This is a genomic window from Streptomyces sp. LUP47B, from assembly GCF_001746295.1.
Classification (GTDB): domain Bacteria; phylum Actinomycetota; class Actinomycetes; order Streptomycetales; family Streptomycetaceae; genus Streptomyces.
In genome coordinates this window covers 214,078-230,869 of the sequence record NZ_MJAH01000012.1, presented here as the reverse complement: position 1 = coordinate 230,869, position 16,792 = coordinate 214,078, and the positions used below count along the sequence as shown (strand labels likewise).

At 71.8% G+C, this 16,792-nt stretch carries 17 protein-coding genes and 1 pseudogene; 9 read left to right on the top strand and 9 right to left on the bottom strand.

Annotation, left to right across the window (positions count from 1 at the left end; all coding sequences use genetic code 11):
- Positions 1–87: 87 nt before the first annotated feature.
- From BFN33_RS32625 to BFN33_RS32615, 3 genes and pseudogenes are all read right to left on the bottom strand, one after another.
- A pseudogene (locus BFN33_RS32625) lies at positions 88–776 on the bottom strand (CNNM domain-containing protein); the annotation flags it as partial.
- A 96-nt stretch (positions 777–872) separates the two neighbouring features.
- Positions 873–1,895 (bottom strand): hemolysin family protein, encoded by a 1,023-nt coding sequence (locus tag BFN33_RS32620; protein WP_069763770.1) that lies wholly within the window; start codon positions 1,893–1,895, stop codon positions 873–875.
- Positions 1,892–3,217, bottom strand: a complete 1,326-nt coding sequence (locus tag BFN33_RS32615) for a hemolysin family protein (protein WP_069763769.1) — start codon at positions 3,215–3,217, stop codon at positions 1,892–1,894. The genes BFN33_RS32620 and BFN33_RS32615 overlap by 4 nt, the downstream gene beginning before the upstream one ends.
- A 256-nt stretch (positions 3,218–3,473) precedes the next feature.
- On the opposite strand from BFN33_RS32615, the gene BFN33_RS32610 reads away from it, so the two are divergent.
- The 4 genes from BFN33_RS32610 to BFN33_RS32595 all read left to right on the top strand — a co-directional run bounded on the left by BFN33_RS32610 (position 3,474) and on the right by BFN33_RS32595 (position 5,893).
- A complete protein-coding gene (locus BFN33_RS32610) occupies positions 3,474–3,698 on the top strand; it encodes a translocase (protein WP_069763768.1) in 225 nt (74 codons plus the stop codon).
- Positions 3,699–3,767: 69 nt separating this feature from the next.
- The gene (locus tag BFN33_RS32605) at positions 3,768–4,394 is read left to right on the top strand and encodes a hypothetical protein (RefSeq protein ID WP_069763767.1); all 627 of its coding nucleotides are present in this window, start codon (positions 3,768–3,770) and stop codon (positions 4,392–4,394) included.
- Positions 4,395–4,456: 62 nt separating this feature from the next.
- Positions 4,457–5,152, top strand: a complete 696-nt coding sequence (locus BFN33_RS32600; protein WP_069763766.1) for a DUF1775 domain-containing protein — start codon at positions 4,457–4,459, stop codon at positions 5,150–5,152.
- Positions 5,153–5,245: 93 nt separating this feature from the next.
- Positions 5,246–5,893 (top strand): hypothetical protein, encoded by a 648-nt coding sequence (locus BFN33_RS32595; protein WP_069763765.1) that lies wholly within the window; start codon positions 5,246–5,248, stop codon positions 5,891–5,893.
- Here BFN33_RS32595 and BFN33_RS32590 read toward each other — a convergent pair.
- On the bottom strand, positions 5,868–6,719 hold the full coding sequence (locus BFN33_RS32590; RefSeq protein WP_069763764.1) for an isocitrate lyase/phosphoenolpyruvate mutase family protein: 852 nt from the start codon (positions 6,717–6,719) through the stop codon (positions 5,868–5,870). The two genes, BFN33_RS32595 and BFN33_RS32590, sit on opposite strands and share 26 nt — an antisense overlap.
- A gap of 346 nt (positions 6,720–7,065) precedes the next feature.
- Here BFN33_RS32590 and BFN33_RS32585 point away from each other — a divergent pair, with 346 nt between their 5' ends.
- From BFN33_RS32585 to BFN33_RS32575, 3 genes are all read left to right on the top strand, one after another.
- Complete coding sequence (locus BFN33_RS32585; protein ID WP_069763763.1) at positions 7,066–7,455, top strand: DUF6153 family protein; 390 nt, start codon at positions 7,066–7,068, stop codon at positions 7,453–7,455.
- Positions 7,456–7,508: 53 nt separating this feature from the next.
- Positions 7,509–8,114 carry a DUF305 domain-containing protein gene (locus tag BFN33_RS32580; protein ID WP_069763762.1) on the top strand — a complete coding sequence of 202 codons (606 nt, stop codon included), beginning with the start codon at positions 7,509–7,511 and terminating at the stop codon, positions 8,112–8,114.
- A 143-nt stretch (positions 8,115–8,257) separates the two neighbouring features.
- Entirely contained in the window at positions 8,258–8,566 is a 309-nt protein-coding gene (locus BFN33_RS32575; protein ID WP_069763761.1) for a DUF3040 domain-containing protein, read from the top strand.
- A gap of 3 nt (positions 8,567–8,569) precedes the next feature.
- Here the strand turns inward: BFN33_RS32575 and BFN33_RS32570 are convergent, their stop codons facing one another.
- Together BFN33_RS32570 and BFN33_RS54685 are read right to left on the bottom strand one after the other, a co-directional pair.
- Positions 8,570–9,142: an HAD-IIIA family hydrolase gene (locus BFN33_RS32570; protein WP_069763760.1), complete on the bottom strand. Its 573-nt coding sequence runs from the start codon at positions 9,140–9,142 to the stop codon at positions 8,570–8,572.
- A gap of 82 nt (positions 9,143–9,224) precedes the next feature.
- A complete protein-coding gene (locus tag BFN33_RS54685) occupies positions 9,225–9,482 on the bottom strand; it encodes a cytochrome P450 (RefSeq protein ID WP_370743333.1) in 258 nt (85 codons plus the stop codon).
- Between the two features lie 389 nt (positions 9,483–9,871).
- On the opposite strand from BFN33_RS54685, the gene BFN33_RS32560 reads away from it, so the two are divergent.
- Positions 9,872–10,312, top strand: coding sequence for an SRPBCC family protein (locus tag BFN33_RS32560; protein WP_069763758.1), 441 nt, complete (start codon positions 9,872–9,874; stop codon positions 10,310–10,312).
- Between the two features lie 22 nt (positions 10,313–10,334).
- The gene (locus BFN33_RS32555) at positions 10,335–11,648 is read left to right on the top strand and encodes a lanthionine synthetase LanC family protein (protein WP_069763757.1); all 1,314 of its coding nucleotides are present in this window, start codon (positions 10,335–10,337) and stop codon (positions 11,646–11,648) included.
- Here BFN33_RS32555 and BFN33_RS32550 read toward each other — a convergent pair.
- The 3 genes from BFN33_RS32550 to BFN33_RS32540 all read right to left on the bottom strand — a co-directional run bounded on the left by BFN33_RS32550 (position 11,600) and on the right by BFN33_RS32540 (position 16,792).
- The gene (locus BFN33_RS32550; protein ID WP_069763756.1) at positions 11,600–12,754 is read right to left on the bottom strand and encodes an XdhC family protein; all 1,155 of its coding nucleotides are present in this window, start codon (positions 12,752–12,754) and stop codon (positions 11,600–11,602) included. The two genes, BFN33_RS32555 and BFN33_RS32550, sit on opposite strands and share 49 nt — an antisense overlap.
- A gap of 46 nt (positions 12,755–12,800) precedes the next feature.
- On the bottom strand, positions 12,801–14,258 hold the full coding sequence (locus BFN33_RS32545; protein WP_069763755.1) for an NCS2 family permease: 1,458 nt from the start codon (positions 14,256–14,258) through the stop codon (positions 12,801–12,803).
- Between the two features lie 146 nt (positions 14,259–14,404).
- On the bottom strand, positions 14,405–16,792 hold the full coding sequence (locus BFN33_RS32540) for a xanthine dehydrogenase family protein molybdopterin-binding subunit (protein ID WP_069763754.1): 2,388 nt from the start codon (positions 16,790–16,792) through the stop codon (positions 14,405–14,407).

Genomic DNA, 16,792 nt, shown 5'->3' with positions numbered 1-16,792 from the left:
TACTGGCCTCGAACAGGGATTGTGCGGCACCACCGGGGCCTTGCCGCAAGGCCCCCCGCCAGCTATACGTTGAAGAGGGGAAGAAGCAGCCCGACTGGGTTGCAGGTACCGCGCCGGCAGTTCGTCCAGCGTCACCATGCCCGTGAGCGCGCCCGTCTCGTCGCGTACGACCCGCCAGGGACGCCCGGTTGCGGGCGGAGGAGGTCGATCGCGTCGGCGACCTTGGTGTCCTCCATCAGTTCCGGAACCGGTCGGGAGAGGGTGCGCGCGGTGCCGGTGCGGCCCTGGGCGCGGGCGACCAGAGCGTCACGGGCGTGGAGGGAGCCGAGGACGAGATCGCCCTCGCGAACCAGCATGCGGGTGCGGTCGTGGGCGGCGGCCGTGCGCAGAATGGTGTCGAGGTCGGCGGCGCCGACCACCGAGGTGATCTCCGCGGCCGGGATCCGCAGATCGGCGACCGGCGTCTCGGGCTCGGTGAGCGAGCGGGTGAGCAACTCCGAGTCGGCCTCGCTGATCAGTCCGAGCCGCTCCGACTCCTCGACCAGGTGGGTGAGTTGCTCCCGGTTGTGCACCGCGGCCAGTTCGCCGCGCGGGGTGACCCGGCACGGCCGTACCAGTGTGTTGCTCATCCTGTTCAGCACCGAGATCAGCGGCCGGACGACCTTGACCACGCCCCGGACGGCCGGCGCGAGCAGCATCGCGGACCGCTCGGGGTGGGCGATGACCCAGGACTTGGGGGCCATCTCGCCGAGCACCATGTGCAGGAACACCACGGCGACCTGCTCCTTCGGTAGTGAGGTGCGCCGACTGAACGCCCAAAGCGAATGCGGCGTTCCCGGATCCGTCAGCCGTGCGGCGGGGCCGCCCGGCGGTCAGGCGGCGGCCGGCGTCGGTCCGACCAGCTCGGACAGGACGTCCTCCATGGTCACGAACCCGAGGACGGCCCCGGTCTCGCCCGTGACCGCCGCCAGATGACTCCCGTCGGCGCGCAGCGCGGTGAGGGTGTCGTCCAGCGGGGTGTCGATGCGGACCCGGGTGACCGGGTGCAGGGCGGTGCGGGGGAAGGGCCGGTCGCGGTCGGTGACGCCGAGGGTGTCCTTGATGTGCAGATAGCCCAGCAGGGTGCCGTCCGGGCCGGTGACCGGGAAGCGGGAGTAGCCCGCCTCGGCGGCGACCCGCTCGAGCCGCGCCGGGGTGACGGAGACCTCCACGGTCCGCATCTTCTGAGTGGGGACGAGGATCTCGCCGACCGGCCGGGTGCCCAGCTCCAGCGCGTCCCGCAGCCTCTCGCCGTCGGCGGGCGACAACAGTCCCGCCTCGCTGGCGTCGACGACCATGCGGGCGAGCTGGTCGTCGGTGAAGACCGACTCGACCTCGTCCTTGGGCTCGACGCGCAGCAGCCTCAGCAGGGTGTTGGCGAATGCGTTGATGCCGAACACGAAGGGCTTCAACGCGCGCGTGAGGGCCACGAGAGGCGGTGCGAGCAGCAGGGCGGTCGGCACGGGAGCCGCGAGCGCGATGTTCTTCGGGACCATCTCGCCGATCAGCATGTGCAGATACGTGGCCAGCGAGAGGGCGATGACGAACGCGATCGGATGGATGAGGCCCTGCGGGATGTGGGCCGCGTGGAAGGCGGGCTCCAGCAGGTGCGCGATGGCCGGTTCGGCGACCGCGCCGAGCACCAGCGAGGAGACGGTGATGCCGAGCTGGGCGGTGGCCATCATCGCGGAGAGGTGTTCGAGACCCCACAGGGTCATCCGGGCCCGCTTGTGACCGGCACGCGCGCTGGGCTCGATCTGGCTGCGGCGCACGGAGATCAGGGCGAACTCGCCGCCCACGAAGAAGGCGTTGGTCAGCAGCGTCAGGGCGCCGACGAGTAGCTGGACGGTGGTCATCGGGTCTCCTCCCCGGCCTGGACCAGATCCCGGGCGGGCTCCGGCGCGGTGATGCGGACGCGGTCGGCGCGGTGGTGTTCGACGCCCAGGACCTCCAGGCGCCAGCCGTCGAGGTCGAGGTCGTCGCCCTTGGCGGGGATGCGTGCGAGGCGGGTGGCGACCAGTCCGGCCACGGTCTCGTACGGCCCCTCGGGCGCCGTGAGCCCTATCTCGCCGAGCCGGTCGACGCGGACCGAGCCCTCCGCCTCCCAGGCCCGCACACCGGCGGGCCGCAGGTCGGGCATCTCCACGGGGTCGTGCTCGTCGCGGACCTCTCCGACGACCTCCTCCACGATGTCCTCGACCGTCGCCACGCCCGCCGTGCCGCCSTACTCGTCGATGACGACGGCCATGGTGCGCATCGCCCGCATCCGCTCCAGCAACCGGTCCGCGGTGAGGCTGTCGGGAACCAGCAAGGGATCGGTGGCCAGTTCGGTGACCGGGGTGACGGCCCGCTTCTCCGGCTCCAGGGCGAGTACGTCACGGATGTGCACGGTGCCGATGACCTCGTCCAGGCTGTCCCGGTAGACGGGGAAGCGGGACAGGCCGGTGGCGTGGGTGAGGTTCGCCGCGTCGGTGGCCGTGGCGTGCGCTTCGAGGGCCTTGACGTCGACGCGTGGTGTCATGACGTTCTCGGCGGTCAGCTCGCCCAGGTGCAGGGTGCGCACGAACAGTTCGGCGGAGTCGGGCTCCAGGGCGCCCTCGGCGGCGGAGTGCTCGGCGAGCGCGACCAGTTCCTCGGGGCTGCGGGCGGAGGCCAGCTCCTCGGCGGGCTCCAGGCCCAAACGCCGTACGAAACGGTTCGCGGTGTTGTTGAGATGGCGGATGAAGGGGCCGAAGAGTGCGGTGAAGGCGCTCTGCGGTCCGGCCACCACCTTGGCGACGGCCAGCGGGCGGGAGATCGCCCAGTTCTTCGGCACCAGCTCGCCCACCACCATCAGCACGACGGTGGACAGGGCCACGCCCAGCGCGGTCGCCACCGGAGCGGCGGCTCCGCCCAGGCCGGCGGCCTCCAGCGGGCCCCTGAGGAGCACCGCGAGGGAGGGTTCGGCGAGCATGCCGATCACCAGCGAGGTGACCGTGATGCCGAGCTGGGCGCCGGAGAGCTGGAGGGTCAGCCGGCGTACGGCCCTGAGGGCGCCCTCCGCGCCGCGTTCACCGGCCTCGGCGGCCCGCTCCAGGTCACCGCGCTCGACGGTGGTCAGGGAGAACTCGGCCGCGACGAACACGGCACAGGCCATGGTGAGGAGCAGGGCCGCCACCAGCAGCAGGATCTCGGTCACCGGTGCACCCCCGCCCGTCGGTGTGAGGGGAACGCGGTGCGGCCGGTACTGGGAGGCTCACCCATTGCGGAACTGTGGCTCCTTGTTGGCGGGGCAGGTCACTCCCAATAGTAAAGGACGGGCAAAGCAACCTCGGGTTGCGTCCACATCGCCGCATCGCCCGGCCTTCCCCTTCGCCCCCGGTCTGCGGGTACGCTGCCGGTCCGGCGGGCGTCGCGTCCGACCCAGGTGCCCACCTCTGACGGAGGCCTCCCCCATGTTCGGACTGAGTGAGCTCGCGATCATCCTGATCGTCGTCATAGCGGTCATCGCGGTCAAGAAGGGCCCGGAACTCGTCCGTACCGCGGCCAAGTCGGCACGCATCCTGAAGGCGGAGGCGCGTGCGGCGAAGGCGGGCGGCCCGGAACCCCAGGTCATCCAGGGGGAGGTCCTCCGGCCCGGGACCGCCGCGGGAACCGAGCAGAACCACGGCACACGCTGAGGAACTCGAAGCCTGGACTACGGGTTTCCCCTGCAGGCCGGACCCGCGATGCCCCATGATGAGCGGGCCATGTACCTGCCGACCACCACGACTCGCGCGCCGCTGCCCGTTCTGCGGGCCGCGGTGTTCGCCGTCGTCGGTACCGTGCTCGGGATCAGCGCCCATCATCTGCTCGCCGAGGGGCCGGTGCCCTGGAGACAGGGCGCCGCCGCGACGGCCGTGCTCTTCGCGGTGGGACTCATCGGTGTGCAGCGGCCCCGAAGCCTGGCGACGGTCGTGGCCGGCAGTGTCGCGGGACAGTCCGGGCTTCATCTGTGGCTGACGCTCAACGCGGCCGCGCATCACCATGGCGGACACATGCACGGCGCCCACCCGGCGTGGCACGAACGGCTCTACGGCTCCCTCGCCATGACGGCGGCCCACTCGCTGGTCGCCGCCCTCGTCGCCGTCCTGCTGCACCGCGCGGACGCGGCCTGCTGGACGGTGGCCCGCGGGGTGACGGCGGCGCTCGACGCGGTCCGGGACGGATTGGCCGCCGCCCGACTGCTGCTCACCCGGCCCGCGTCACCCGTACCCCCGGCCGCGGTGGTGGTCGTACCGACGTACGGCGAACGGCCGCTCACGGGACGGCCGTTGCTGGCCCACACGGTGGTACGGCGGGGTCCTCCGGCGGCGAGCGCAGCTCTCGCCCACTGACCCCACCGGGAAGCGCCGGTCCGGCCCGCCGGACGGCCGTCCCGCCCTGCATGGAGAACAGCATGTCCCGAATCACCCTGCCCCGCCTGTGCGTCGCCGCCGCCGGAGCCGCAACCGCCGTACTCCTGACCGCCGTTCCGGCCGCCGCCCACACCGAGGTCGAGGCCGACAAGGCGCAGGCCCTCGCCGAGAACGTCACCGTCTCCTTCCACGCCGAGGCCGAGTCCGACACCTCCGGGATCAAGGAGGTGCGCGTGGTCCTGCCCAAGGGCATCGCGCCCGCCGACGTGACGTACGGCGAGGGCCCCAAGGGCTGGAAGTTCAGCGCGACCGACGACGGCTACAGCGTCAAGGGCGCGGAACTGAAGACCGGCGAGAGCGCCGAGTACTCCGTCGTCGTACGGCAGTTGCCCGACGCGGAGGAGGTGCCCTTCAAGACCCTCCAGACCTACGGCGACGGGCACGTCGACCGCTGGATCGAGCTCGACGAGAACGGCGAGAACCCGGCGCCGACGCTGAAGCTCAAGGCCGCGGCAGCGGGGGCGAAGGCGGTCAGCCCCTCCCCCAGCGCGTCGGCGTCACCGTCGCCCACCCCTGAGAAGCCGACCCCCACGGCTTCCCCGCAGGCAGCCGAAACCGAGAAGGACGACGAGGGCGGGCTGTCCGCGGGCGCCTGGACCGGGATCGGCGCGGGCATCCTCGTCGCGGCGGCGGCCGTGGTCTTCGCGGTACGGCGGCGGGGCGGCGCCGAGGAGTAGACGCACCGTGTGCGGGGTTTTCCCACCCGTCCTGGATGAATCCCCTGCCTCCGGGTAGGCCAGCCACATGGCGTACCCGGGAGATGGAGTGCCATGACCTGTGCGAACCGCCCTGCACGGCACGGGACCTGGGCGGTGGCCCTGGCTGTCACCGCCCTCGTCCTCACCGGAGCCTGTGACGACAACGACGGCGGCGGTGACGGCGGGGCGACCCGGACCGCCCGGTCCTCCACCGGGTCGCCGGGCGCGACCACGGCCGGGGGTTCCCCGTCGCTCTCCGCCTCCCCGGCTCCGACCGCCACCGCGCCCTCGGATCCAGGGCAGGCCGAGCAGGACATCCGGGAGGCGTGGACGGTCCTCTTCGACCCGAAGTCCTCCCTGGACCAGCGCAGTGACGTCGTCGAGGACGGCGACGAGAACGCCCTGATGATCGACAACCTGTTCCGCGACCCGAGCGGCAGCAAGCTGCGCGCCGAGGTGACCTCCGTGTCGTACACCTCGGACGTGTACGCCGAGGTGGCCTACGACCTCACGCGCGAGGGCCACCGGCTGGACCCCGGCGGCCCGGGGGCGGCCGTGCTCCAGGACGGCGGCTGGAAGGTCGCCCTGCGTACGGTCTGCGCGCTGACCCGGCACGCCGAGGACGCCCCCGAGGCCCCGAGCTGCGTGGTGCCGCCCTCCAGCCCCGCCCTCGGCCCTGCCTCCAGCCCCGCGTCTAGCCCTGCCGGAACAGGTCGTTGAGCTCGGTCTGGGAGAGCTGGTCGGCGGCGTACGAGAACGTACCTCGGTCGGCCAGCTCCCGTGCGGCGTCGAGCAGATGGCGGTACATCGCGCGGGCGATGCTGCCACCGACCGTGACCCGGCGGACGCCGAGTTCGCGCAGGTCGTCGAGGGAGAGCGCGTTGCCGGTCAGGCCCATCACCACGTTGAGCGGGCCGTCGAGTTCGCGGACCAGCGTGGCGATGGTCCTGGCGTCGGCGGCGCCGGGGACGAACGCGCAGTCGGCGCCGGCCTCCAGGTAGGCGTTCGCCCGCCGTACGGCCTCGTCGAGCGGGCCGCCGACCAGCAGCACATCGGTGCGGCCGACCAGGACGAAGGGCTCGGCGTCGGCCGCGAGGGTCTCGCGGGCGGCGCGGATGCGGTCGGCGGAGAGCTTCTCGTCGTAGAGCGGACGGGTGCGGTCGCCGGTGAAGTCCTCGATGTTGCCGCCGGCGGCTCCGGCGGCGAGCGTCCTCGCTACGGTGGTGGCGACGGTCTCGGGCGACTCGCCGTATCCGTCCTCCAGGTCCGCGCTCAGCGGCACGGACGTCCCGACCGCGATCTCGTGGACCCGGCGCAGCATGGTCTCGCGGTCGACGCGGTCCTCGGCCGGCTGTTCGGCGAAGAAGTCGTGGTCGGTCCGTCCGAGGGAGAACGCGACGCCCGCGCTCGTGGTCGCCACGGCCGGGAACCCGGCCGCCTCCAGGATCCGGGCGCTGCCCACGTCCCACGCGTTGGGGAGCAGAAAGCAGCCCTCCCGGTGCAGATCGGCGAAGCGCTGCGCCTTGGCTCGGCTGTCGGTGTCCACACGGTCCTTCCCGGCCCGCCGCCCCTCGACGGGCTCCCGGAGAACGTACGCCCGCGGGCCGCGCGAGGCGGACTCGTTTACGGCGTTGCCTTCGGCGCCCGTCGTGGAGCTGACCGTGGGCCGTCGGCGCGGGCCAGGCGCCGGTCAGGCCCCGGCCCGACACACCGCGTGCCCCCTCCTCAGGGACGCCCGGGTGGGTTCGCCGTGTCCCTGCCAGGGCCGGGCGGGCGGCGGCGACGGCGACCTGAACCGGAGGCAAGCTCTGAACAGAGGGCGGTGTGGACACGTACCGTACGCCGACGGCCTCGGTGCACAGCCGGGGCACAGCCCTCTTAGGATGATCCCGATGACCAGGTCCGAGCAGTTTCCCGCACGACCGCCCCTGTGGCGGGCGTTGCTCGTGCTCGGGATGCTGGTCGGGGTGCTGGCCATGCACGGGCTGGCTCCCGGGGGCGGGCTGCACGGCCACGAGGGCTCGCGCTCCACGCACATGACGACCGTCGCGGTCAGCGCCGACAAGGCCTGTCACGACGGTTGCGGCTCCGGGCACCTCCACCACGCCGACGCGACCTGCGTCTCGGGGGCCGTGAGCGGTGGGCCGGTGCTGCCCGCGCTCGCTCCCGACCCCGCCGCCGCGGCCGTATCCGATGACCGTCTGTGCCCCGAGGCGGTCACGTCTCAGGACGGGGCCCGCGCACCGCCCTCCCTCGCGGAACTCCAGCTCCTGCGGATCTAGACACGGCGTGCTCCGCCACGTCCAGATCCCTTTCGCACAACAGGAGTTCCAGCATGCGTACCACCCGTTTCGCGGCGCTGACCGTGAGTGCCGTGTTCGCCCTCGCCGCCTGTGGGGGCGGCGACGACAGCGGCTCGGCCGCCTCGTCGCCCTCGGTGTCCGCCGAGACCTCGGCCGGCGCCCACAACACCCAGGACGTCTCCTTCGCCCAGGGCATGATCCCGCACCACCAGCAGGCCGTGGAGATGGCGGAACTCGCTGACGGCCGGGCCGCCTCCGCCCAGGTCAAGGACCTCGCCGCCCGCGTCGAGAAGGCGCAGGGACCGGAGATCTCGACCATGTCGGGCTGGTTGAAGGCCTGGGACGAGAAGGTCCCCGAGTCGATGCCCGGCATGGATCACTCCGGCATGGAGGGCATGGACGGCATGGCCGGGATGATGGACAGCGCCGACATGGACAAGCTGAAGAAGGCATCCGGCAAGGAGTTCGACTCCATGTTCCTGACCATGATGGTCGAACACCACAAGGGTGCCGTGGAGATGGCCACGACCGAGAAGGCCAAGGGCGAGTACAAGGACGCCACAGCCATGGCCGGTGACATCGTCACCTCGCAGAACGCCGAGATCAGCGAGATGAAGAAGCTACTCGGCGAGAACTGACCCGTCCGCGTGCCGCCACGGTGCCCGCGCCGCTCGGTGCGGGCACCGTGGCCTGTCGGCCTTCCACGCTCAATGACCGGACGGTTCACGGGTCCTTCTCCGGGCACCCGAAGAAGGACTCTCCGGATCCGCGAGGAGCGACAGTGACGACAGGGCGACTCCCCGATCACGAACAGCGCATTCTGGACGAGGTGGAACGCGCCCTGCGCCGCGACCGCCGTCTGGCCCGCCGCCTGCGCACCGGCCGGCTGCGCCGACGGCCCGACCTGTCCCGGGTGACGCACTACCGGCCGCACGTCCTGACCGTGGGCCTGCTCCTCGCCATGTCGATCGCACTGCTGGTCACCGGGATCGTCACCTCGCGGCCCGCGGTGATCTGGACCTTCGCGGCCCTCTGGCCGGTGACCCTGTTCGCGGCGTTCCGGCTGGTGTGCCGATGGACGGAACGCTGACCCTCAGCCCTCCCCAGGCTCGAAGGCCGACTCGATCGGCCGCTCGTCGACCAGGACCCGCCCCTGCGGCGGCCCGGTGAGCAGCGCCCGTACGGCGGTCAGGACGTCCGGCGCCACATGATCGGCCCGTGCCGTCTCCTCCGGCCGGGTCCGCTGATCCGGTACGAGGATCCCGTGGGCGCCCACCCGGGCCGCGGCCTCGGCGTGCGCGGCGGTGCCGACGACCGCGCAGTCCGCCGGTGCGGTGCACACCCGGCCCGCCGCCCAGAGGATCAGGCCCGGTTCGGGCGGACGGCAGTGGCAGCCGTCGTCGGGCCCGTGCGGGCACACTCCCCAGATGTCGAAGGGTCCCAGGAGGTCGTCGACGCGGTGGTTGACGGCCCGTACGTCGGCGTCGCTGAGCCGCTCGTGCCCGGTATCCGGCTGCAGGGCGACGAACCCGGTGCGGACGCCGTGCAGGCGCAGCATGCCGAGCGCCTCACGGGCACCGGGCGCCGGGCGCACTTCCTCGGGCCCGGGCGGGTGTTCGGCGAGGATGCTGTCACGGTCGAACAGGACCGTACGCACGCGCGTCATGCGGCCACCTCCCGGCTCTCGGGTGCACGTCTTCCGCTCCGCGAGTATCCGCGCGGGGCCGGTCCATGCGGCGGGACGCGATCTACCAGGTCAAGTGGAGGCGCCCCGGGGCGAGCGGTGGATCCATGGCGACCGGCTGTCCCTCCGCGAGCCGGAGCCCAGGAAGGCGTCCGGTGAGCTCCTGGAGTGTGAGGTTGAGCTGTTCACGGGCCAGTTGCGAGCCGGGGCAGCTGCGCACGCCGCGTCCGAAGGCGAGATGGCGGACGGGTGGGCGGGTGAGGTCGAACGTGTCGGGACGCGGGTGCCGGGTGCCGTCCCGGTCGGCGCCGCCGAACGCCACGAACACCCTTGCTTCGGCGAGGAGTCGGGGCTGCGCAGCACTTCGCGTGCGTCCGCGTCCCGGGCGATCAGCACCAGGCCTCGAACTCGTCGATGCGCGCCGGTCCTTCGGTGTCCCGGGCCCGTTCGTGGTGCGGGTGCGGATCGCTCTGCGACGCGTCGAGCCTGCCGTGCGGTTCGCTGGCCACGAGACGTCCCCCTGCGGTCGCGCTCGTGGTGCCGTTCGGATTCGGGGGTGTATATGCGCACGTCGACAGGGGCAGGGCCCGGGGCCCCCGTCCAGGGCGTGTTCGCCCGCGGTACGTCAGCGTGGCCGCACTCCGCTGAACCAAGTATGTGAGACCCCCATGAAATCCCCGCTGAGCAGGACCGATTCCCTAAGATCAACCCGTGGTCACCTTCCTCCTCGAACGTACGGCCCCGCTCTCCCCGGACGAGGCCTGGCGCCGCCTCACGGAGTGGCCCCGCCACGGCGAGGTCGTCCCCCTGACGCGCGTCACCGTCGTGCCGCCCGGCCCGACGACTGAGGGCACGCTCGTCGTCGCCCGTTCGGGGATCGGCCCGCTCGCCTTCGCCGACCCCATGGAGGTCACGGTCTGGCGCCCACCCGCGGAGGGCGTCTCCGGCCTGTGCCGCCTGGAGAAGCGCGGCCGGGTGGTGAAGGGCTGGGCCGAACTGGAGGTGCACCCCGGTCCGGGCGGCCGCGCCCGCGTGATCTGGCGCGAGTCGCTCCGGGTCCGTTTCCTGCCCGGCCTGTTCGCTCCTGTGCTGCGGGTGTCGGCCCGATCGGTTTTCGGCCGGGCCCTGAATCGGCTGCTGCGGGGGACCTGATGGGCGTGCAACAGTAGGCGCCATGACGGCAGTTGACGGTGGAACCGTGCAGGTGGACGACGTCGAGGAGCTCGCGGTGGACGGGCTGCGGTGGCTGGTGGCCGCCGCGCGGGAGACGGCGGACGGCGGACTCGCCTGGCCGGTCGCGCCCTCGCAGGAGAGGACCGACCCGACCCTTTACAGCGGCACGGCGGGGATCGTCTCCGTGCTCCTGGAGGCATGGCGGCACCTGGGCGACGACTCCTACGCCGACCTCGCACTGCGCGCGGGCCGCGGCCTGGCCGCCGCCGTCGACGGCCACGAGGACGACTCCCTGTACTTCGGCCGATCGGGCATGGCCCTCGTCCTGCACATCCTGCACGACGAACTCGGCGACACCGCCTGCGGTACGGCGGCCGACCGCGCGATGGCTCTCGTGCGCTCGCACTTCGACGGGGAGCGCTGGGGCGAGCTGTTCGAGCTGATGGGCGGCAACGGAGGCAACGGCTTGACCGCTCTGGCGGTCGGCGACCCCGAGTTCGCCGTCCTCGCGGTGGAGCCCTATCTGCGGGCCGCGGAGAAGACCCCGTGGGGCGTCACCTGGCCGCACCGCCCGGGCCCGGAAGCCCGATTCCACCACATGTCGCACGGCACGCTGGGCATCGCCTACGCCCTCGTCCGGATCGGCCACGCGACGGGCCGCTCCGACCTGGTCGACCTGGGTCTTGCGGGGGTCGCGGACGTCGTGGCCCGCGACGAGGGCGGCCCGGACGGCTTCCTGGTCCCGCACTCCACCCCGCAGTACCGCCCGGACCTGATCGACCCCATCAGCTACGGCTGGTGCCACGGCCCGGCCGGGGACGCCCACCTGTTCCGGCTGCTGCGCGACACCCAGGGCGACCCGGCCTGGGCCGCCCTCGCCGACCGCTGCTGGCACACGGTCGTCCACTCCGGTCTCCCCCAGCGGCTGCGGCCGGGATTCTGGGACAACAACGGCCGTTGCTGCGGCACGGCGGGCGTCCTCGCCCTGGCCGGCGACCGGATCGCCGAAGGAGCCGGAAGGCAGGAGGCGTACGACTTCGCGCGGATCCTCGTCGCCGACCTCGCCGCCCGCGCGGTGCGGGACACCGACGGTGCCCGCTGGTCCAACGTCGAGCACCGGGCCACCCCGAGCGACCTGGAACCCGGCACCGGCTGGGCGCAGGGCGGCGCGGGCATCGTGCGTGAACTGCTGCGCTTCGTCCGGCTGAGCCGGGGCGGCGATCCGAGGTACGCGTTCACGTGGCCGGACCAGCCCCAGGTGTCCGCTCAGGCCACCGACCCGATCCGGCGGACCGGTTCCGAGGTCACGTCGTGATGGATCGGCGTGTGTGCGCCGGTGAGGGAGACCCCGCTGCCGCCCCGCCGGCTCGCGACGATCTCCGCGGCGATCGAAAGGGCCGTCTCCTCCGGCGTACGAGCGCCGAGATCCAGGCCGATGGGTGACCGCAGCCGCGCCAACTCAAGCTCGGTCACGCCGACTTCGCGCAGGCGCTCGTTGCGGTCGAGGTGGGTGCGGCGGGAGCCCATGGCGCCCACGTAGGCGACCGGGAGGCGCAACGCCAGCTGGAGCAGGGGGACATCGAACTTCGCGTCGTGGGTCAGCACGCACAGGACCGTCCGGGCGTCGACCTCCGTGCGCTCCAGGTACCGGTGCGGCCACTCGACGACTATCTCGTCGGCCTCGGGGAAGCGCGCCTCAGTCGCGAAGACGGGGCGCGCGTCGCACACGGTGACCCGGTAGCCGAGGAACGTGCCGACCCGCACCAGCGCCGACGCGAAGTCGATCGCGCCGAAGACGATCATCCGGGGTGGCGGCACGGAGGACTCGACGAGCACGGTGAGCGGGGCGCCGCAGCGCGAGCCCTGTTCACCGATCTCCAGGGTGCCGGTGCGGCCCGCCTCCAGGAAGGCGCGAGCCTCGGCGGCGATCGTGCGGTCCAGCTCGCGATGGGCGCCGAAACCGCCGTAACCGGACACATCCTCGGGTCGTACGACGAGCGCGCGGCCGACGAGTTCCCGCGGACCGGAGACGATCCGCGCGAGCGCCGCCGCCCGGCCTCCCGCCGCGGCTTCCAGCGCGGCCGCGACCACGGTACGGACGGGGTCCCCCGCCCGGACCGGGGTGACGAGGATGTCGATGATGCCGCCGCAGGTCAGGCCGACGGCGAAGGCGTCCTCGTCGCTGTAGCCGAAGCGTTCGAGGACCGACTCCCCGTCCTGAAGCGCCTGTTGGCACAGCGCGTAGACCGCGCCCTCCACACAACCGCCGGAGACCGAGCCGATCGCCGTGCCGTCGGCGTCCACCGCGAGGGCGGCGCCGGGCCGGCGGGGCGCACTGCCGCCGACGGCCACCACGGTGGCCACGGCGAAGTCACGTCCCTGCTCGACCCACCGGTGCAGCTCGTCGGCGATGTCCAGCATGTCTCGGTCTCCTTAACAGCGGTTGCGTACAGGTGCGTTCGAGCGGCTAGTGCACGCCCATCCAGCTCTCGATCGGGTTGAGGGCGTAGTACACCAGGAAGATCGCCGTCAGTCCCCACATGAAGGCGCCGATCTCCCGCGCCTTGCTCTGCGCGACCTTGATCGCGACGTACGAGATGACGCCGGCGGCGACGCCCGCCGTGATCGAGTAGGTGAACGGCATGATCACGACGGTCAGGAAGACCGGGATCGCGGTGGCGCGGTCGGCCCAGTCGACATGGCGGGCGTTCATCATCATCATCGCGCCGATCACCACCAGGGCGGCGGCCGCGACCTCGCCCGGGACGATCGCCGTGAGCGGGGTGAAGAAGAGACAGGCCGCGAAGAACAGGCCGGTGACGACGGAGGACAGTCCGGTGCGGGCGCCCTCGCCCACTCCCGTCGCCGACTCCACGAACACGGTCTGGCCGGAGGCACCCGCCACTCCGCCGACGGCACCGCCCGCGCCGTCGATGAACAGGGCCTTGGACAGGCCCGGCATCCGGCCCTGCGCGTCGGCGAGTCCGGCCTCGGTGCCGACGCCGATGATGGTGGCCATCGCGTCGAAGAACCCGGCGAGCACCAGCGTGAACACGATCATGCCGACCGTCATCGCGCCGACCTCGCCCCAGCCGCCGAACTCGACCTTCCCGAAGATCGAGAAGTCGGGCATGGAGACCGCGCTGCCGTGCAGTTCGGGGGCGCCGCTCGCCCACTGCTTCGGGTCGACGGCCCCGACCGCGTTGAGGGAAACGGCTAGTACGGTCCCGCCGACGATGCCGATCAGGATCGCGCCGGGGACGCCTCGCGCCTGGAGCATGAAGATCGCGAGGAGGGTGAGGGCGAACAACAGGACGGGCCAGCCCGCGAGTTCACCGGTGGGGCCGAGGGTGACCGGGGTGGCCTTGCCCTGGTGGACGAAACCGGCCTTGTAGAAGCCGATCAGCGCGACGAACAGGCCGATGCCCATGGTGATCGCGTGCTTGAGGGCCAGCGGGATCGCGTTCATGATCATCTCGCGTAGGCCGGTGACGACCAGCAGCATGATGACCACGCCGTACATCACGCACATGCCCATGGCCTGCGGCCAGGTCATCACGGGCACGACCTGCGAGGACAGCACGCCGGAGACGGACAGGCCGGCGGCGAGCGCCAGCGGCACCTTGCCGAAGAAGCCCATCAGCAGCGTGGTGAAGGCCGCCGCGAACGCGGTCGCGGTGATGAGCGCCTTCTGGCCGAGCGTGTCCCCCGCCGCGTCCTTGCCGGACAGGATCAGGGGGTTGAGCAGGAGGATGTACGCCATCGCCATGAAGGTGGTGACGCCGCCGCGCAGTTCACGCGCGACCGTGGATCCTCGCCGGGATATGTGGAAGTACCGGTCGAGCCAGGACCTGCCGGCCGGGACGCGGGTGCCTTCACCCGCGTCGTCGGCCGTGGTCCTGGGTTCCAGGGACTGCTGGGTCATGGTGCCGTCTCCCAAGGTTCACAGGGACACCCGTGCAACCGCCTTTTCGGGCACGGGATTTGGGATGTGCACGACCCGGGGGACGGCCCAGGACGGACAGTTGGGGTCCCGGGGGACGAGGTCCCCCGGGGAAACTCACCGGTGCGTCACGTGCCGGTCAGGTGCTCCGGCCGTACCGGTGTCCTGTTGAGCTCCAGCCCGGTCGCGTTGCGGATCGCCGCGAGCACGGCCGGGGTCGAGGACAGGGTGGGTGCCTCACCGACGCCACGCAGGCCGTACGGCGCGTGGTCGTCGGCGAGTTCGAGCATGTCGACGGGGATGGTCGGCGTGTCGAGGATCGTGGGGATCAGGTAGTCCGTGAAAGAGGGGTTCCGAACCTTCGCCGTCTTCGGGTCGACGATGATCTCCTCCATCACCGCGACGCCCAGGCCCTGGGTCGTACCGCCCTGGATCTGGCCGATGACGGACAGCGGGTTCAGCGCCTTGCCGACGTCCTGCGCACACGCCAGCTCGATCACCTTGACCAGCCCGAGCTCGGTGTCGACCTCGACGACCGCGCGGTGGGCGGCGAAGGAGTACTGGACGTGTCCGAAGCCCTGCCCGGTACGCAGGTCGAAGGGTTCGGTCGGCCGGTGCCGCCACTCCGCCTCGACCTCGACGCTCTCACCTTCGAGCACGTCGACCAGGTCGGCGAGGACCTCACCGCCGTCGGTGACGACCTTGCCGCCCTCCAGGAGCAGTTCGGCGGTGGCCCAGGCCGGGTGGTACGAGCCGAACTTGCGGCGCCCGAGCTCCAGCACCTTCTCCCGGACGAGCTCGCAGGAGTTCTTGACGGCGCCGCCGGTGACGTACGTCTGACGGGAGGCCGAGGTCGAACCCGCCGAGCCCACCTGCGTGTCCGCGGGACGGATGGTCACCTGCGTGACCCCCAGCTCGGTGCGGGCGATCTGCGCGTGGACGGTGACCCCGCCCTGGCCGACCTCCGCCATGGCCGTGTGCACGGTGGCGACGGGCTCGCCGCCGACGACCTCCATGCGGACCTTCGCCGTGGAGTAGTCGTCGAAGCCCTCGGAGAAGCCGACGTTCTTGATGCCGACCGCGTAGCCGACACCGCGTACGACGCCTTCACCGTGGGTGGTGTTGGACAGACCGCCCGGCAGCTGCCGTACGTCGGCCTCCTCGCCGGCCGCGAGCCACTGCTGCTCCGGAGGAAGCGGCATCGCCTTGACGCGGCGCAGGAGTTCGGCGACGGGAGCCGGAGAGTCGACGGGCTGGCCGGTCGGCATGATCGTGCCCTGTTCCATGGCGTTCAGCTGCCGGAACTCCACCCGGTCCATGCCGACCGCGTCGGCGAGCTTGTCCATCTGCGCCTCGTAGGCGAAGCACGCCTGGACCGCGCCGAAGCCGCGCATCGCGCCGCAGGGCGGGTTGTTGGTGTAGAGCGCGATGGCCTCGATCTCGACGTCGTCGACGACGTACGGCCCGATGCCGAGCGAGGCGGCGTTGCCGACGACCGCCGGCGAGGCGGAGGCGTACGCGCCGCCGTCCAGGACGATGCGGCACCTGACGTGGGTCAACTTGCCCTCGCGGGTGGCCCCGTGCTCGTAGTAGAGCTTGGCCGGGTGCCGGTGGACGTGTCCGAAGAAGGACTCGAACCGGTTGTAGACGATCTTGACCGGCTTGCCGGTGCGCAGCGCGAGCAGGCAGGCGTGGATCTGCATGGACAGGTCCTCGCGGCCGCCGAAGGCCCCGCCGACGCCGGACAGCGTCATGCGCACCTTGCGCTCGGGCAGGCCGAGGACGGGCGCGATCTGGCGCAGGTCGGAGTGCAGCCACTGGGTGGCGACGTAGAGGTGGACGCCACCGTCCTCGTCCGGCACGGCGAGACCCGACTCGGGGCCGAGGAAGGCCTGGTCCTGCATGCCGAAGGTGTACTCGCCCCTGACGACGAAGTCGGCCTTCTTCGAGGCCTCCTGGACGTCACCGCGGAGGATCGGCTGCCGGTGCACGATGTTCGGGTGCGGGACATGCCCGACGTGGTGGTCGTCGCGCCCCTCGTGGACGAGGATCGCGTCGGGGGCGGTCGCCGAGGCCTCGTCGGTGATGACGGGCAGCTCGCGGTACTCGACCTTGATCTTGGCGGCGGCGCGGCGGGCCGTCTCCGGGTGGTCGGCGGCGACGATCGCGACCGGCTCACCGTGGTGGCGGACCTTGCCGTGGGCGAGGACCGGGGTGTCCTGGATCTCCAGACCGTAGTTCTTCACCTCGGTCGGCAGGTCGTCGTACGTCATGACGGCGTACACGCCCGGCAGGGCGAGGGCCTCGCTCGTGTCGATGGACACGATCTCGGCGTGTGCGACCGTCGAGCGGAGGATCTGCCCCCAGAGCATGTCCTCGTGCCACATGTCGGACGAGTACGCGAACTCGCCGGTGACCTTGAGGGTGCCGTCGGGGCGGAGCGTGGACTCGCCGATACCGCCCTTGGTCTTCGAACCCTGGGTGATCTTGGTGGGAGTGCCGTTGGGAGTGGACAC

Bases quoted from the DNA above. Each gene is read 5' to 3' on its own strand.
- BFN33_RS32585 (WP_069763763.1), top strand. From the start codon at position 7,066: ATGACCAGGTCCGAGCAGTTTCCCGCACGACCGCCCCTGTGGCGGGCG.
- BFN33_RS32555 (WP_069763757.1), top strand. From the start codon at position 10,335: ATGACGGCAGTTGACGGTGGAACCGTGCAGGTGGACGACGTCGAGGAG.
- BFN33_RS32545 (WP_069763755.1), bottom strand. From the start codon at position 14,258: ATGACCCAGCAGTCCCTGGAACCCAGGACCACGGCCGACGACGCGGGT.
- BFN33_RS32605 (WP_069763767.1), top strand. From the start codon at position 3,768: ATGTACCTGCCGACCACCACGACTCGCGCGCCGCTGCCCGTTCTGCGG.
- BFN33_RS32610 (WP_069763768.1), top strand. From the start codon at position 3,474: ATGTTCGGACTGAGTGAGCTCGCGATCATCCTGATCGTCGTCATAGCG.
- BFN33_RS32550 (WP_069763756.1), bottom strand. From the start codon at position 12,754: ATGCTGGACATCGCCGACGAGCTGCACCGGTGGGTCGAGCAGGGACGT.
- BFN33_RS32580 (WP_069763762.1), top strand. From the start codon at position 7,509: ATGCGTACCACCCGTTTCGCGGCGCTGACCGTGAGTGCCGTGTTCGCC.
- BFN33_RS32620 (WP_069763770.1), bottom strand. From the start codon at position 1,895: ATGACCACCGTCCAGCTACTCGTCGGCGCCCTGACGCTGCTGACCAAC.
- BFN33_RS32570 (WP_069763760.1), bottom strand. From the start codon at position 9,142: ATGACGCGCGTGCGTACGGTCCTGTTCGACCGTGACAGCATCCTCGCC.
- BFN33_RS32600 (WP_069763766.1), top strand. From the start codon at position 4,457: ATGTCCCGAATCACCCTGCCCCGCCTGTGCGTCGCCGCCGCCGGAGCC.
- BFN33_RS32595 (WP_069763765.1), top strand. From the start codon at position 5,246: ATGACCTGTGCGAACCGCCCTGCACGGCACGGGACCTGGGCGGTGGCC.